The sequence below is a fragment of the Flavobacterium sp. genome (genome assembly GCF_044377315.1).
GTDB lineage: Bacteria > Bacteroidota > Bacteroidia > Flavobacteriales > Flavobacteriaceae > Flavobacterium.
The window spans coordinates 1-15,785 of the sequence record NZ_JBILJG010000033.1 but is presented as its reverse complement, the minus strand read 5'-3'; the positions used below and the strand labels follow the sequence as shown (position 1 = coordinate 15,785).

The following is a 15,785-nucleotide window of genomic DNA, read 5'->3' as shown; positions in this document are numbered from 1 at the left end:
TTTTAATACCAACGCTTCTTATTCTGCTTTGAAGCTGCCGATTTTCTAGAATTTACTTTTTCGCCACTTCGGTTTGAATTATTTTGAAGTTTTGCAGCTACTTCAGGACTTCCAGCATGCCAAGGATAAGGATGTTCTGAAATTGTTTTTACGTCAACTTTTATCAATTTTTGAATGTCCTTCCAATACGGATGTTCGTCTTTGCTACAAAACGAAATTGCAATTCCTCCGTTTCCAGCACGACCAGTTCTACCAATTCGGTGAACATACGTTTCAGGAATATTTGGTAAATCGAAGTTGATAACATAAGGTAATTGATCAATGTCAATTCCACGAGCGGCAATATCAGTTGCTACCAAAACACCAACTTCTTTATTTTTAAAGGCATCCAAAACGCGTTGTCTAGCCGATTGTGATTTGTCACCATGAATAGCTTCGGCAGCAACTCCATGTTTGCGAAGTGCCTTTACGATATTATCAGCTCCATGTTTGGTTCTAGAAAAAACCAATAAATCTGATAAATGTTCATTACGAATTAAATGATATAACAAAGCGCGTTTATCTGTTTTTTCAACAAAATAAACACGTTGTTCCACATTTTCAGCCGTTGATGAAACTGGTGAAACTTCAACTTGCGCTGGACTTTTCAGAAACATTTCTGCTAATTCTCTAATAGCCAATGGCATTGTTGCAGAAAACAAAAGTGTTTGTCTATTATTAGGAGTTAATTTTACAATCTTCTTTACATCGTTTACAAATCCCATATCGAGCATTTGATCGGCTTCATCAAGAACCAAAACGTGTAAGTGATCTAAGTCGATATAACCTTGTTTGTGCAAATCAAGCAATCTTCCTGGTGTTGCGATTAAGATATCGACACCTTTTCGCAATTGATCAACTTGTGGAATTTGAGAAACACCTCCAAAAATAGTAAGTTGCGTTAGATTGGTATATTTTCCATAATCGTCAAAATTTTGTCCAATTTGAACAGCTAATTCACGAGTAGGCGTAATGACAAGAGCACGAATTTGTTTCGACTTTTTAGACGATCCAACAATTCGGTGCAATTGATGTATAATAGGTATAGCAAAAGCAGCAGTTTTTCCAGTTCCAGTTTGAGCGCAACCTATTAAGTCGCTTCCTGCTAAAACAATTGGAATGGCTTGTTCCTGAATGGGAGTAGGTTGGGTATAACCTATTTCATAAATAGCTTTCTGAATGCTTTTGGATAATGATAAATCTTCGAATAACATAAATAAAATAGCTTAATCGATTAATTTTAGTGATTAAGACGTGGCAAAGATAGTTTATTTAGTTTTAATCGATTTTTTGATGAAACGAACTATTTCCTTTTATAAAATCAGTTAACATATAGCCAATTAATTTTCCAATAAGATGTTTGCTTTTTTCTTCACCAAGTTCTGGCGCACCTTCGCAAATGTGTAGATAAGAGACATTTTTACTTTTGGCAAAATGATAAATAAACTGACGCACTTGTTCTACCGAAAAACCACTTGGTCCCATAGCACTGCTAGCAATATTAGGAATGGCATCTAAGTCTATTTCAAGTCCGTAAAAATCATTGTTTACAAATTGAAATGCTTTTGAAAGTTCATTTTCAAAGTTTTTTTCTTTTCTAATTGCTATTTCATCGTATGTATTATAGGAAACCCTATCATCAATATTTTTAAGAATTTGTAAAACGTTTTTAGATGTATAATTTTCGTGTAAACCAAAAATGAAGTACTTTTTCAAAAATCCTTCTTCATACGCATAGTTAAATCCGTTACCACTATGTCTTCCTTCCAAAATTCTAAAATCAGAATGTGCATCTATATTTATGGCGTTGATTGGTTTTCCTTTGGCAAGCGCCGTTCCTTTTATGTTTCCGTAGGCGTTGTTATGTCCGCCACCAATAACGATTGGCGTTTTACCAGATTTGATGATAGTAGAAATGATATAAACAACTTCTTTATCAATTTTTTCAACCAAATCGCTGAATTTTTTTCTGTCATTAATGTTGGTAAAATCTAATTCTTTCACCGCTTCCATTTCTTTAACTACATCCAATTTTCCAAGCACAATGATTTGATTTCCTTTGCAAAAACGATTGTGTTGGATATTGGCAATGCTTGCAATAGCACAATCCCAAGCGGAAGCTGCTCCTGGACGACCAAAATTGGCTCTAACACCAATGTCTTCTGGAATTCCAAATAATACATATTGTGCTTCACATTCTTTCATAAACGAATTTAATTCCTTATCTTTGGGCACCGTAATCATTTTCTCGCCAAACTTTATTTCGCCATTTCGATGATGGGTAACTTTTGCTAAGTCATTGATTGTGAAGGGAATTAATTTTTCCATTATTGTAAATTTGTTTTTCCAAAAATATACTTTTTTGCGAATATTTACGTTACATAATCTAAAATCATGTTTCACTTAACCTTAAAATAAAAAAAATATGAAAAATTCACAGAGTAATTCAAAGTTAAAAGCCGTAATTTTAGTACTGGTTTTATTGTTAGTTGGAAGTTTGGGATATATCTACAAACTTACTTCTGATGTAAATACAACTCAGGCTATTTTAACTACTACTAAAACTGAAAAAGAGACAGTTGTAGAAAATTTGGAAACTTTGAAAACTAAATACGATGAAGCTATTGCTGAAAACACAACTATTTCGGACGATTTGGTAGCCGAAAGAGAAAAAGTAGTTAAATTATTAGCAGAAATAAAAAAATCAAAAGGTGATGCTTCAGCTATGGCAAAATATAAAAATCAATATTTTGCATTAGAATCTAAAATGAAAACATTGATTCAAGAAAATGACTTGCTTAAAAAAGATAATCAAAAATTGGTAACACAACGAGACAGCACAGTTACGATTCTTGGTGAAGCTCGTAAGAATAATGAAGATTTATTGGCTATGAATGATGGTTTGACTAAGACAGTTGAAAAAGCTGCTAAGTTAAAAGTTCTTAATACAAAAGGGGTTGCTTTTAAAGTAAAATCATCTGGAAAAGAGATATTTACAGATAAAGCGAGTAGAGCAGATATGCTAAAAATAAGCTACACAATTGCTGAAAATGAAGTGGCAAAATCTGGAACAAAAAGCTATCAAGTTCAAGTAATTGATAGTAAAAACAACGTTCTTGGCGATAAAAAAACAGCAACTTTTGGCGAAAAAATCTTGACATATAGTTTTGATTCATCTGTAAATTATGAAAATAAAACGGTTGATGTTGTTCAAAATTTACCAGGTAATAATTTTGAAAAAGGCGTTTATTATGTAAATATTTTTGATAAAAACGAATTAGTTTCTTCTACAAGTTTTACGCTAAAATAAACTCCTGATTTTGTTATATTTACCACGGTTTTACTTTTTAAATAAGTGAAACCGTGGTTTTTTAGTAAGTTATCCTTCCTTCAATCATAACGGTTTCAATTAGATTGCTTCCAAAAGCATACGGTAATTGATAATAAGAAGTTATTGGTTTTGTGATAATAATATTTGCTTTTTTGCCTATAGTAATGCTTCCGTGTGTATCACAAATTCCCATTGCATAAGCACCGTTTATTGTAGCTGCATTTATAGCTTCTTCTGGCGTCATTTTCATTTTGATACAAGCTGTTGCAACCACAAAATTCATATTTCCAGACGGTGTTGAACCCGGATTAAAATCGGTTGCAAGTGCTAATGGTAAGCCTGCTTGAAGTATTTTTCTTGCTGGTGTATAAGGAATACTCAAAAAATAGGAGCAAGATGGTAAAGCAACAGGCATTGTTTCCGAATTTTTTAATGCTTCAATATCTTCATCAGTTACGATTTCAAGATGATCTACTGAAAGCGATTTGTGTTTTACACATGCTGCAACTCCACCAATTGCATTGAATTGATTTACGTGAATTTTTGAAATTAAACCATGTTTTTTTCCAGCTTCCATTATTTTTTCGGTTTCTTCTACAGAAAAGTAACCCGTTTCGCAAAAAACATCGATGTATTCTGCTAAATTTTCTTCAGCAATTTTAGGTAGCATTTGATTAATAATTAAATCAATATATCCAGAATGATTGTCTTTATATTCTGACGGAAAAGCATGCGCGCCAAGAAAAGTTGCTTTAATTTTGATTGGATAATTTTCGGCTAATTTTTTGATAACTCGAAGCATTTTTAGTTCACCTTCTACAGTCAATCCGTAACCCGATTTTATTTCGACAGCACCAGTTCCTAGTTGCATTACTTCTTCTAAACGAACTTTCGATTGGTTGTAAATTTCTTCTTCACTAGTTTCATTTAGTTTTTTTGCCGAATTTAGAATTCCGCCACCACGCTTAGCAATTTCTTCGTAGGATAATCCATTTATTCTATCTACAAATTCACCTTCTCTATTACCAGCGTAAACTATATGTGTGTGACTATCGCACCAAGTTGGAAGCACAATTTTGCCAGTTGCGTCAATCGTTTTATCAGCATTTATTTTGGGACAATTTTCCATTGTTCCAAAGTTGGTAATGTATTCATTTTCAATTACTAAAAAAGCATTTTTTATAGTTGGTAGCGTTGCCATTTCTTTGCCAGAAACTTTTTTGACATTACTTTCTCTTATTTGCAAAAGCTCTTTAATATTGGTAATTAGCGTAATCATGGATTTTATTTTTTTGTAAAAATACTTTTTAAAAAATAATTCTTTATAAATTTAAACAAAATTTGAATCCATGAGAAAAATTAAGTATAAAAAAGGTAGAAAAGTACAACCGAGTTTTTTTGAATATACAGGAATTCATAAGCAAATTGAAACTGAAATTCAGTTGTTTGTTTACAATAACCATGATTTAACAGAGTTTAAAGAGATACATGTCAAAGATTTAGAAAAAAATATTGATTTATCAAAAGTAAATTGGCTTAATATTCACGGATTGAATAATTTAGAAATTATTAAGTCTGTAGGAGAATACCTAAAGGTTGATAATTTTATGCTTGGAGATATTTTGAATACTACCAAACGTACCAAATTAGATGAATACCAAGATGTTCTTTTTTTTAATATAAAATCATTGCTACCAACTGAAAATGAAGAGAATATTAATGTTGAACAAATAAGTTTTTTATTAAAAAATGGTGTTTTAACATCTTTTCAAGAAAAAAGAAGCGATTATTTTACTCATATTAGAGAACGAATTAAAACGCATTCAGGTATTGTAAGAGAGCAAAAAGCGGATTATTTATTGTATTTATTACTTGATGCTATAATGGAAAATTTTTACATAACGCTTGAAAATGAAGAAGATAAAGTTGAAGAGTTAATCAATTTGTCAAAAACTAGCACAAGCCCTGCAATACTTGAACTGATTGAAAAGCATCGCGACAATTTTAATTTCTTAAAACGTTCTATAATTCCGCTTCGAGATTCATTGTATTCTATAAAAAGTATGAAAGATGACAATGTTTTTAATTCGATTGAGCGTGAAAATTATAGTTTTTTTGATCGATTACATCAAAAATGTCTTGAGCTTTTAGAGCAAATAGAATACGATTCTTCAACATTAGACAGTGCTACCAATTTTTTCTTTTCAACTCAAAATCATAAGATGAATAATGTTATGAAAACGTTGACCGTTGTGTCGGTTTTCTTTATGCCATTAACCTTTATTGTTGGCGTATACGGAATGAATTTTGACAACATGCCTGAATTACACTGGAAATATGGTTATTTTATTATTTTAGGGTTTATGTTATTACTTTTACTAGGAATGATTTATTATTTCAAAAAGAAAAAATGGTTTTAATTTTTGGTTTAAAAGTTTAATGTTTAAAAGTTTAATGTTTTAGAGTTTATATGTTTTAGGGTTTGGTGTATTTATTAACAATACATTTTTGAAATATTTTTGAAGTTTTATTGTGAAGTAAAAATATATGAATTACCTTTGAAGCTGTATATACATCAAATTCTGTAAAAACATGTTTACATTTCAACAGTATTTAGGTTTTTTAATGTTCTTGACCATTTTAACCATTGGTTTTTGGTTGATGATTTTCTTGATTCACTTTGTATTCTATTGGGTATTTGGTGCTACTAGAGAATTATTGAAAGAAAGAAAAGCCGCTAGAGAATTAGAGCAAGCTTAATTGATTGTTCTACTAAAAAAAGTCCTGAATTTCAGGACTTTTTTTTGTTTAGTAAAATTGAAAAACCACTATTTTAATTAATTTTGACGAATTAAACTCAAAATATAAATTATACAAAGCTTATGTTTTTTTTATAAAAGAACATTAAGTTTATAAATAGGTGAAATTAGGTTTAGAAACCTTCGCCACCGCCATTATCTTCTTGTTGTTGTTTTTTAGGTTGTTTTTCTCTTTCGTTTTTAGCACGATTTATTCGGTAAGTGAAAGAAAGTGTAATTTGTCTTTCACGCCATTGCATTTCTGTATAGGAATCTACACTTCCAGAAATGTATGTGTCGAAAATTCTTTTTCTTGAGTTGAAAACATCGTTTACATTTAGCGCAATTGTTCCTTTGTCTTTTAAAACATCTTTACTAAACGCTAGATTTGCACTTGCTATCCCATAAGACTTTCCTTGAGCATTATTTTGAGGACCATTATAATTGGCGTTAGTTTGCCACTCAATTTTATATGGTAATGTTACTTTTGAATTTATACGTGCAAACCAGGAACTTGTTTTGTTGTCAAAATTTTGCGTAACAATTGTATTTGTAAAATCAGTATAAGTATAATCACCTTTTGTATCAATATTAAAATAGTTGAAATTGCTGTTTATTCTCCACCATTTGTATGGTGAATAATTGAGTGTAAATTCAAATCCAGCTCTATATTCAGTAGCTAAGTTGATTGGCGTTGCAATAATTAATGGTATTCCGTCATTAGTTAATTCGCCAGATTTTTTTCTTACAAATTGAAAAACATCAGTAGTTTTGTTTACATATAATGATGAACTAAACGTTAGTTTATCCCATTTTTTCAAGTAACCTAAATCGATAGCGTCTGTCATAGCTGGATTTATATCTGGATTTCCTTGAAAAATATTGATGTTACTCGAAATATTATTAAATGGAATTAGTTGCCTTCCTCTTGGACGCTGAATTCTTCGGCTGTAACTAATAGATGCACTTGAATTATTTTTTAATTCATAAGTAAAAAATGCGCTAGGAAAGAAGTTGTCGTATTTTTTATTAATAAAAGTTGATTTTGGTAACGAATTTATATCAATATCAGAATCTTCCCAACGTAAACCAACTAAAATAGAAAGCTTGTTAAATTTTGTTCCAAATTGCGAATAAAGTGCATTTACCTTCTCTTTATATTGAATAACATCGGTAAAATCATTGTTAGCAAGCCCATTATTGATAACTGAAAAATCTGTTAGAAGTTCACTAAAATCGCCACGATAACCTAATTCTAATTGATTGTTTTTTCCAAATGGTAAGACATAATCGGTAACAATTAAATCACGAGATTGATTTTGAACATTGAAAGATTGATCAAATCCAATGCTAGTGTTATTTGTATTTGTATCAATTATTCTTGCTGTATTATCATCTTTATTTCGTGAAAACGAAGCATCAATAGATAATTTATGTCCATCTTTTTTGAATTTTTTCAAGAAACTAGAAGTAAATTCAGTATTAACACTAAAACTATCTTCGTTACTTATACGGTTTCTAGAAAAATCAAAAACATTACTTGCATCCAAATAATCTTGATTAACATTATCAACATTGTCACCATTGTTTCTTCTATAGTTAAAAGCATTTGACCATGTAATATCTTTTGTCAAAAACCAATCAAATCCAAAATTTCCGTTATAGCCTTTACCTAATCGCTTGTTTTTTCTGGTTTCGTAAACATAACTTTTGGTTGTATTATCAGCATTCAAATATTCTGAATCAAAAAGTCCGTTTCCTGGATTATCTCTATAATTATAACCTTGCGTAGTAAAAAGGTTAAAATTATCCATTTTATAGTTCAAAGTTCCGCTCAAACCATGATTGTCTGGATAACCAGTTGTGGCAATAAACGTTCCGTTAAGACCGTTTGTTTTTCCTTTTTTGAGTACAATATTCAAAATTCCACCGCCACCTTCTGCATCGTATCTTGCTGATGGATTGGTGATTACTTCTACTTTTTCAATAGCATCTGCGGGTATTAATCTTAGTGCTTCTGTAATGTTTATTGCATTAGATGGTCTTCCGTCAATTAAAATTCTCACGTTTTCGTTTCCACGAAGTGCAACGGTTCCTTCTGCATCAACAGTTACCGATGGTATATTATCTAAAACATCGCTAACAGTTCCGCCTTTTACCATCAAATCTTTACCTACGTTATAAACTTTTTTGTCTAGTTTAATTTCTACCGTTGTTTTTTCGGCTCTAATTTCTACTGCTTGTAATTGTGTTGCATCTTCTTCTAACGAAATTGTGCCAAGATTGGTGTCTTCGGTATATATTTGAGCTTTAAGTTCGGTACTTTTAAAAGAAATAAATTCGACTTTTACATCATAATTTCCAGCACTAACATCTACTACAAATTCGCCATTTGCGCTAGTAATTGCTCCAAAAATAGCTTTAGGATTTTTGGTGTTGATAAGTGTAATTGTGGCGTATTCTAATGGTTGTTTGCTGATTTTTTCAACAATTTTCCCCGTTATTTTTATTTTTTTTCGCTCAGGTTGTTGGGCAAAAGTTAGAAATGTTAGTAGAAATAATGCAATCGAAAATAGTTTCATATAAATAATTTATTGTATAACCACAAAGCTAGATAATGGTTTAAGGACTAAATCACAAATGTATGTTAAAAGCAAAAACTTACATAATAGACTTTGCATTTTCCAATGGTCGTGCAATAACTGCTTTCTCGCCATTTATGACAATTGGTCTTTCAATAAGAATTGGATTAGCAACCATTGCTTGAATGATTTCGGTATCTGACAACGTTTTGTTTTTGAAATTTTCTACCCAAACGGGTTCTTTTTTTCTAACTAAATCAATGGGTTTAATTCCTAATTTTGAAATTATTTTTTTTAATTCTTCAAACTTTGGAACTGTTTCAAGGTATTTGATGACTTCAAATTCTTTTCCAGATTCGGTTAAAAAAGCTAGGCAATCTCTTGATTTTCCGCAACGTGGATTGTGTAAAATTTGTATCATGATTTTAAGTAAATTTTTTATGCAAAGTAATTGAAATATATTTTAAAAAAAACGTAACTTGTGCGTAGCAAATTTAGTTTTTTTCAGAACTAATCTTAAAACTTTAAATTTTATATGAAATGTTTATAGAACAGGGAATTAAACCCGAAATGAAATTTTGGAAATACATTGTTGGCTCATTTGTTATCTTTTTTCTATCAAGCTTCGGACAGATTCCGTTAATGATTGGAATTTTTGCCAAATCATTTTCTAATGGAAAAGGAATGCCACAATTGGACGAAAAAAGCTTAATGACTTACCTTGAACCAAATTGGACTTTATTTTTGATAATGTTGAGTTTTATTTTTGCTATGTTGGGTATTTATATTGTTGTAAAAAACATTCACAAACAAACCATGTTATCTATTACAACTTCAAGGGCAAAAGTCGATTGGAGCCGTATTTTCTTTTCATTTACAATTTGGTCACTTTTTACTGTAATTTCAACGACAATTTTATTTTATATTTCTCCTGAAAGTTTTGTAATGAACTTCAAATTAGTTCCGTTTTTGATTTTAGTAGTCATTGGAACACTTATGATTCCTATTCAAACGAGTTGTGAAGAATATGTTTTTAGAGGTTACTTGATGCAAGGTTTTGGAAATTTAGCTCGCAATAAATGGTTTCCATTGGTAATGACTTCCTCAATTTTTGGATTAATGCATATTGCCAATCCTGAAGTAACTAAAATGGGTTATATTGTCTTAGTTTACTACATAGGAACAGGCTTTTTTCTTGGAATTTTAACGCTCATGGACGAAGGAATGGAACTTTCACTTGGTTTTCATGCTGCCAATAATTTGATAGGCGCTTTGTTGGTTACTGCAGATTGGTCAGTGTTTCAAACACATTCTATCTTAAAAGATATTTCCGATCCATCAGCGGGTTTTGATGTTATTCTACCTGTTTTAATAATATATCCAATTTTGCTATTTATTTTTGCTAAAAAATACAATTGGATCAATTGGAAAGAAAAGCTAACAGGTAAAATTTACCTAACAAATTCTAATCTAATTAACGAAAAACACGTAACTAATGATTAATCCAACTTACAACAGCGTTCACAACAAATTCAAGTTAAACGGTTTTCATTTTAGCGCAGATGATATGTTGCGTGTAGCCTATAGTTTTATAAAAGAAGGTGCTGATTTTCAGAAACCTGTTGGGAATTTTTTTCTTGATTGGTTTGATGACAAACCCTATTTAGAAGTTAAAACATCGGGAACAACTAGTGCGCCCAAACTAATTAGAATAGACAAACAAGCAATGGTAAATTCGGCATTAGCAACTGGAGATTTCTTTGAATTAAATCCGGGTGATAAAGCATTACATTGTTTGCCAACCAATTATATTGCTGGAAAAATGATGTTCATTAGAGCCTTTATTCTAGGATTAGATATGGATTTTGTAGCGCCAAGTGCCAATCCTTTGTATAATAATGATACTTTTTATGATTTTGCAGCTATGGTTCCGTTGCAAGCAAAAAGTTCTTTGGCTGGTTTGAAAAGAGTTAAAAAAATGATTGTTGGTGGCGCCAAGATCAATCCAGATTTGGAAAAACAATTAATGAAAGTTTCGACCAAAGTTTATGAAACCTACGGAATGACCGAAACCATTACGCATATTGCTGCAAAATTAGTAGGCGAGAAGTCATTTACCGTTTTGCCAGAAGTTACTATTTCGTATGATGATAAAAATTGTTTGGTAATTCACGCGCCAAGAATTTCAGATGAAGTTATTGTAACCAACGACCTTGTTGAATTGGTAAACGAAAACCAATTTAAGTTTATTGGTCGTTATGATAACGTGATAAACAGTGGCGGCATCAAGTTAATTCCTGAAGAAATTGAGCGTAAATTATTTGATAAAATTGAACCAAGATTTTTTATTGCAGCCAAAGAAGATAAAGAGTTAGGCGAAAAAGTAATTTTGGTAATAGAAGGCGAAAAATTGGAGTTGGAAAACACTCTTTTTGATGATTTCGACAAATATGAAAAACCTAAAGAAGTTATTTTTATACCAAAATTTAAAGAAACCGCTACTGGAAAAATCTTGAGAAAAGAGAGTTTGGAGTAGGTTTTTTTTAGCTGTTTGGATGAAAATTATTTAACTTATAAAATTAACGTCAGACTGTGAAAAAACATCACAATCTTTGCAACAAATATACTAAAATAGTTGTAAGAAAGTTATAGTTTTTTTATCTTTAACCGAGTACGCGACCCCTATGCTGGTGGTGTACTCATGATTTTTAATTTGTTTTTTTGGTATTCGTGAATGTAAACATTTGAAAGGCGCACTCCGTCAGTTTCTGGCGGAGCCGTCTACTCGATTGTCGGCTGTGCTAATTATCAGTTCCGTTATGCCACAAAGCAATTAATTCGGCTTTAGTTTTAAATTTGTATTCAGTTTTATACACTTTTAATATTTCGTTGTCTGGAAAATCTCGACTTATGTTTTTAAGTTCAAGTTCTGCTTTTTTAAGTTCTCCCTTTGTTTCCAAAGCAGATAAATATTCCATTCGGAAGTTAAAATCATTTTTCAGTTCGGTTTTCATTAAGTTTTCATATTCACTTAAACCAATTTTATAATTTTTTTCTGCTTCAGTTTTGTTTCCATCGATGTCAAAAAATAGTCCACGTTGAATTTTCCATAAAGGTTGTTGTGGTTTAAGTTCAATCATTTTTGCATTATTTTTAATCGATTCTTTAATGTCTTTTTTCCAAGTCAAGAATTTACTTTTAGTATAATAAGCATTAAAATAACTTTCGTCAATTTCGATAGCTTTGTCAACTAAAACTAAACAACTGTCAATTTTTATACTTTCGTCTTGATTAGATTTCATAAAAAAATCGTTAGCTTTTTTTACTAAATCTTTGGCTTCTTTTTCTTGTCCATTACAAGAAACAATTGATAAAAATATTGTCAGAATAAGTAGTTTTTTCATTTTAGTATTTTTGGCCGCATAGAATACAACGTCAGACTGTGAAAAAACATCACAATCTTTGCACTAAATATACTAAAATAGTTGTAAGAAAGTTATAGTTTTTTTATCTTTAACCAAGCACGTGACCCTTACGCTCGGTGGTGTACTCATGATTTTTAATTTGTTTTTTTGGTATTCGTGAATGTAAACATTTGAGAGGCGTACTCCGTCAGTTTTTGGCAGGGCCAGTCTACTCGATTGTTCGATCGGCTTTTATTTTTTTACAAGAATTTTTTCTTTAGGAATTCTTTTCACAATATTTTTTTTTGATTTTCTACTTGCGATAAATTCACTAATTTCTTTTCTTTCTTGTTCTGTTAAAGGTGGACTTTGAATTAAAAAATCAACACCTTTTGGTTCTTTTATTAAATTCATTTTTTATGATTTAAAATATTTTGTTACTAACTTTTTTGCAGATTCTGTTTCAATAATCATTCGCTGATTTTTGAAATGATAAGCTCCTAGATTTTCTTCGTAATGTTTTATTAAATTTGTTTTGGCGGTAAACGCAACGAATCCGTCAAAACCTTTTTGGAACGAAACTTTACAAGCATAAGCAACTAAATTTCCGGCAACACCTTCATAAAGTTTGTTTTTCCCAATATTAAAAGGAGAACTTTCCAGTAAGTTCATGTAAATATGATCTTGTTCTATTGTTATACTTAAAAGACCTTGTATTATAGATGAATTATTTACGATAGTTAGTTTATAAACTTCTTTCTGTAAATCGCTAAATTCTACTTTCCAATCAAAATTCCATTTATTTTTTTTAGTAATATTTTTCAAATCCAAGCTCGTCATTCTGCTAACTTCAGTTTGAAAACTATCGCCAGAAATTGTATTCAGAATAGAATCTGTTAATTTATCAATTATGAAATTTTGCTCTATTTGAATTTTATTACTCATAAGTCAAAAATACAAATTATTTTTAATTTTTTGAAATATAATTTACGTCCATTTTTTTGAGCGTTCCGAGAAGCTGATGCACAACGTCAGACTGTGAAAAAACATCACAATCTTTGCAACAAATATACTAAAATAGTTGTAAGAAAGTTATAGTTTTTTTATCTTTAACCGAGTACGTGACCCCTATGCTGGTGGTGTACTCATGATTTTTAATTTGTTTTTTTGGTATTCGTGAATGTAAACATTTGAAAGGCGCACTCCGTCAGTTTCTGGCGGAGCCGTCTACTCGATTGTGCGTTCGTTTTTTATTTTCCGATAATCCATTCTATTATCGATTTTAAACCGATAAAAATTGAAATTAAAATAATAATCAATATTGCGTAAAATATATTTTTGAATAATTTTTGTTTGAAAGTTTCTTTCTGTCTAATGTTACTCTTTTTTTGAATATTTAATTTTGGTTGAAATTTTGGAATGTAATTTACTTTTAGTTCACTATCTTTTTCTAATTCAGATAGTTTTTGTTGAGCATATTTTGGTAATTTTTCTTTTTCTCCGCGAAAAACGATTTCTTGTAAAATTTGATAACCAGAATTTTTAACAGACTTTTCATATATTTCAACGCATTTTTTTATTCTTTCTTCTGTCGGTTCGGTTAAAATCCAATATTTTCCGGCAGCGTCTAAAAAACCACTTTTATAATAAAGTTCAGCAAGTTTATTCCACAATTCAATTTCATTTGGGTTTTCCTGAATTAAATTTCGTAATTTATTAGTTGCTTTTAAGCGCAAACCATTTTCAAATTCTAATTCTATATTGTATATTTTTTCTTTTAAGTTCATTTTCGTTTCTGTTCGGGTAAAATGACGCACAACGTCAGACTGTGAAAAAACATCACAATCTTTGCACTAAATATACTAAAATAGTTGTAAGAAAGTTATAGTTTTTTTATCTTTAACCAAGCACGTGACCCTTACGCTCGGTGGTGTACTCATGATTTTTAATTTATTTTTTTGGTATTCGTGAATGTAAACATTTGAAAGGCGCACTCCGTCAGTTTTTGGCGGAGCCGTCTACTCGATTAGGTGAGGTTATTTATTTAATTTCTCAACGTCAGACTTGACTAATTCAACTTTATCTTTATTTTCTACTCTTGATATAAGTGATGTATAATGATTATTTTCTTCTTTATCATTTAATATAATTTCTTGCAAGTAGAACTCTTCAGAATTTCTTTTGCTAAACATTGTAGAAAACAACTTAAATCTGAATTCTTGAGGAGAAAATTTTATATTTCTATTTTCTCGAATTTTAATAGGTACAACATCACAATAATAGTAAATGATAACATCGTTTTTTAATAAATATCCAAATATAATTTCAATAAATTTATTAAGAGTTTTGTATGAGTTACTTTCTATGTTTAAAGACATTAAAATTATTGAAACATCAATTAGAGGAATACCATAATCATTTTGGTGTGAAGTTATTTCTCTGAAACTAACAAGATATTGATAACCTTCTTCTGTTTCAAAGGGAATTTCTAACTCTAAACTCAAAATAGTAATTATTTAGTCTTAGGGAAATAAAGGTCTTTTTTAGCAAGTAGTTTTGCTTTGTGTTCCTCTTTTTCAGCACGAAGTTTTCTAAAGAATGTTAATAATTCTTTTGAAGGATTTTCTATATGTAGTGTTTGTGCTTTCATAATTATAATGCAAATTTAGTAATTATTTTTATATTATATCAAATTTTATTCCAAATTATTTTGTTTCTGAATACTTGCTTCTGAATAACTATCAAATTCAAAGATTTGAGAATCTGTTATTTTTGAGCTTAATCCTTTGAATTCTTTCCTTTTTTTAATCGTTAATTATAGTTTTTATATCCATTTTTTCGTGCAAAATCCTCACAACTTCCATTTCTGTATTTTCAACTCGTTTGCAAAATACTAAATGTGATTTTACTTTAGAATATCGATAATCTTTTCTTATGCTTCCGAAATCTTTCATAGTATCAAAATTTTCGACAGCAAATTCTATTTCATCCATAATCAAATTATAATATCGATTTGCTTGTTCAACAGACCAATTTTCTGCTGTATAAATCCAAATATTATTTAAATCGTCAAGTGCCTTTTCACTTATGATATATTCAGCCATTACTTTTGGAAATTTTCGTTTAACCGTTTTAGGTTTTCCGTTCGGTTAAAATTTCGAATTTTTCCACTTTTTTCCCCAATTTCTAATTCTGCAATTAGAGATTTAGTTTGAATCTCTTCTTGTTCAAAATATCGCAATGCAGTTCTTACAACTTCGCTTACTGAATTATATTTTCCAGTTGCAATTTGTCTTTTTATAAAACTTTCGTAATATTCTCCGATTAAAATTGATGTATTTCGTGCCATAATTTTATATTTTTTACAAATATACCAATTTATGGTATTCATCAATAATTTCTCTATTATTTTTCGGTTTTCTGTCGCTCGAAAGTGTCGCACAACGTCAGACTGTGAAAAACATCACAATCTTTGCACTAAATATACTAAAATAGTTGTAAGAAAGTTATAGTTTTTTTATCTTTAACCAAGCACGTGACCCTTACGCTCGGTGGTGTACTCATGATTTTTAATTTATTTTTTTGGTATTCGTGAATGTAAACATTTGAAAGGCGCACTCCGTCAGTTTCT

At 30.3% G+C, this 15,785-nt stretch carries 18 protein-coding genes; 5 read left to right on the top strand and 13 right to left on the bottom strand.

Annotation, left to right across the window (positions count from 1 at the left end; all coding sequences use genetic code 11):
• Positions 1-2: 2 nt before the first annotated feature.
• Positions 3-1,253, bottom strand: coding sequence for a DEAD/DEAH box helicase (locus ACIQ66_RS10090; protein ID WP_396212673.1), 1,251 nt, complete (start codon positions 1,251-1,253; stop codon positions 3-5).
• 64 nt (positions 1,254-1,317) lie between these two features.
• Positions 1,318-2,367: a formimidoylglutamase gene (locus ACIQ66_RS10085; RefSeq protein ID WP_396212672.1), complete on the bottom strand. Its 1,050-nt coding sequence runs from the start codon at positions 2,365-2,367 to the stop codon at positions 1,318-1,320.
• 97 nt (positions 2,368-2,464) lie between these two features.
• Between ACIQ66_RS10085 and ACIQ66_RS10080 the strand changes: the two genes are divergently transcribed.
• Positions 2,465-3,349, top strand: coding sequence for a hypothetical protein (locus tag ACIQ66_RS10080; protein WP_396212671.1), 885 nt, complete (start codon positions 2,465-2,467; stop codon positions 3,347-3,349).
• Between the two features lie 61 nt (positions 3,350-3,410).
• On the opposite strand, the gene hutI is transcribed toward ACIQ66_RS10080, so the two are convergent.
• Positions 3,411-4,649, bottom strand: a complete 1,239-nt coding sequence (hutI, locus tag ACIQ66_RS10075) for an imidazolonepropionase (RefSeq protein ID WP_396212670.1) — start codon at positions 4,647-4,649, stop codon at positions 3,411-3,413.
• 70 nt (positions 4,650-4,719) lie between these two features.
• On the opposite strand from hutI, the gene corA reads away from it, so the two are divergent.
• Positions 4,720-5,790: a magnesium/cobalt transporter CorA gene (gene corA / locus ACIQ66_RS10070; protein ID WP_396212669.1), complete on the top strand. Its 1,071-nt coding sequence runs from the start codon at positions 4,720-4,722 to the stop codon at positions 5,788-5,790.
• A 172-nt stretch (positions 5,791-5,962) separates the two neighbouring features.
• A complete protein-coding gene (locus tag ACIQ66_RS10065; protein WP_298177008.1) occupies positions 5,963-6,130 on the top strand; it encodes a hypothetical protein in 168 nt (55 codons plus the stop codon).
• 172 nt (positions 6,131-6,302) lie between these two features.
• Here ACIQ66_RS10065 and ACIQ66_RS10060 read toward each other — a convergent pair whose 3' ends face one another.
• Positions 6,303-8,750 carry a TonB-dependent receptor domain-containing protein gene (locus ACIQ66_RS10060; RefSeq protein WP_396212668.1) on the bottom strand — a complete coding sequence of 816 codons (2,448 nt, stop codon included), beginning with the start codon at positions 8,748-8,750 and terminating at the stop codon, positions 6,303-6,305.
• A gap of 79 nt (positions 8,751-8,829) precedes the next feature.
• On the bottom strand, positions 8,830-9,171 hold the full coding sequence (gene arsC, locus ACIQ66_RS10055; protein WP_396212667.1) for an arsenate reductase (glutaredoxin): 342 nt from the start codon (positions 9,169-9,171) through the stop codon (positions 8,830-8,832).
• A gap of 119 nt (positions 9,172-9,290) precedes the next feature.
• On the opposite strand from arsC, the gene ACIQ66_RS10050 reads away from it, so the two are divergent.
• Positions 9,291-10,253, top strand: coding sequence for a lysostaphin resistance A-like protein (locus ACIQ66_RS10050; RefSeq protein WP_396212666.1), 963 nt, complete (start codon positions 9,291-9,293; stop codon positions 10,251-10,253).
• Positions 10,246-11,286, top strand: coding sequence for an AMP-binding protein (locus ACIQ66_RS10045; protein ID WP_396212665.1), 1,041 nt, complete (start codon positions 10,246-10,248; stop codon positions 11,284-11,286). Before ACIQ66_RS10050 ends, ACIQ66_RS10045 begins: the two co-directional genes overlap by 8 nt.
• A 265-nt stretch (positions 11,287-11,551) precedes the next feature.
• On the opposite strand, the gene ACIQ66_RS10040 is transcribed toward ACIQ66_RS10045, so the two are convergent.
• From ACIQ66_RS10040 to ACIQ66_RS10005, 8 genes are all read right to left on the bottom strand, one after another.
• Positions 11,552-12,154 (bottom strand): tetratricopeptide repeat protein, encoded by a 603-nt coding sequence (locus tag ACIQ66_RS10040; RefSeq protein WP_396212664.1) that lies wholly within the window; start codon positions 12,152-12,154, stop codon positions 11,552-11,554.
• 252 nt (positions 12,155-12,406) lie between these two features.
• Positions 12,407-12,568, bottom strand: coding sequence for a hypothetical protein (locus ACIQ66_RS10035; protein ID WP_396212663.1), 162 nt, complete (start codon positions 12,566-12,568; stop codon positions 12,407-12,409).
• A gap of 3 nt (positions 12,569-12,571) precedes the next feature.
• Positions 12,572-13,099, bottom strand: a complete 528-nt coding sequence (locus ACIQ66_RS10030) for a hypothetical protein (protein WP_396212662.1) — start codon at positions 13,097-13,099, stop codon at positions 12,572-12,574.
• A 305-nt stretch (positions 13,100-13,404) separates the two neighbouring features.
• A complete protein-coding gene (locus ACIQ66_RS10025; protein ID WP_396212661.1) occupies positions 13,405-13,941 on the bottom strand; it encodes a DUF6584 family protein in 537 nt (178 codons plus the stop codon).
• Positions 13,942-14,190: 249 nt separating this feature from the next.
• On the bottom strand, positions 14,191-14,658 hold the full coding sequence (locus ACIQ66_RS10020; RefSeq protein ID WP_396212660.1) for a hypothetical protein: 468 nt from the start codon (positions 14,656-14,658) through the stop codon (positions 14,191-14,193).
• An 8-nt stretch (positions 14,659-14,666) separates the two neighbouring features.
• Positions 14,667-14,804: a hypothetical protein gene (locus ACIQ66_RS10015; RefSeq protein WP_396212659.1), complete on the bottom strand. Its 138-nt coding sequence runs from the start codon at positions 14,802-14,804 to the stop codon at positions 14,667-14,669.
• Between the two features lie 154 nt (positions 14,805-14,958).
• Complete coding sequence (locus tag ACIQ66_RS10010) at positions 14,959-15,258, bottom strand: type II toxin-antitoxin system RelE/ParE family toxin (protein ID WP_396212658.1); 300 nt, start codon at positions 15,256-15,258, stop codon at positions 14,959-14,961.
• The gene (locus tag ACIQ66_RS10005; protein WP_396212657.1) at positions 15,258-15,503 is read right to left on the bottom strand and encodes a type II toxin-antitoxin system ParD family antitoxin; all 246 of its coding nucleotides are present in this window, start codon (positions 15,501-15,503) and stop codon (positions 15,258-15,260) included. Before ACIQ66_RS10005 ends, ACIQ66_RS10010 begins: the two co-directional genes overlap by 1 nt.
• Positions 15,504-15,785 lie beyond the last annotated feature (282 nt).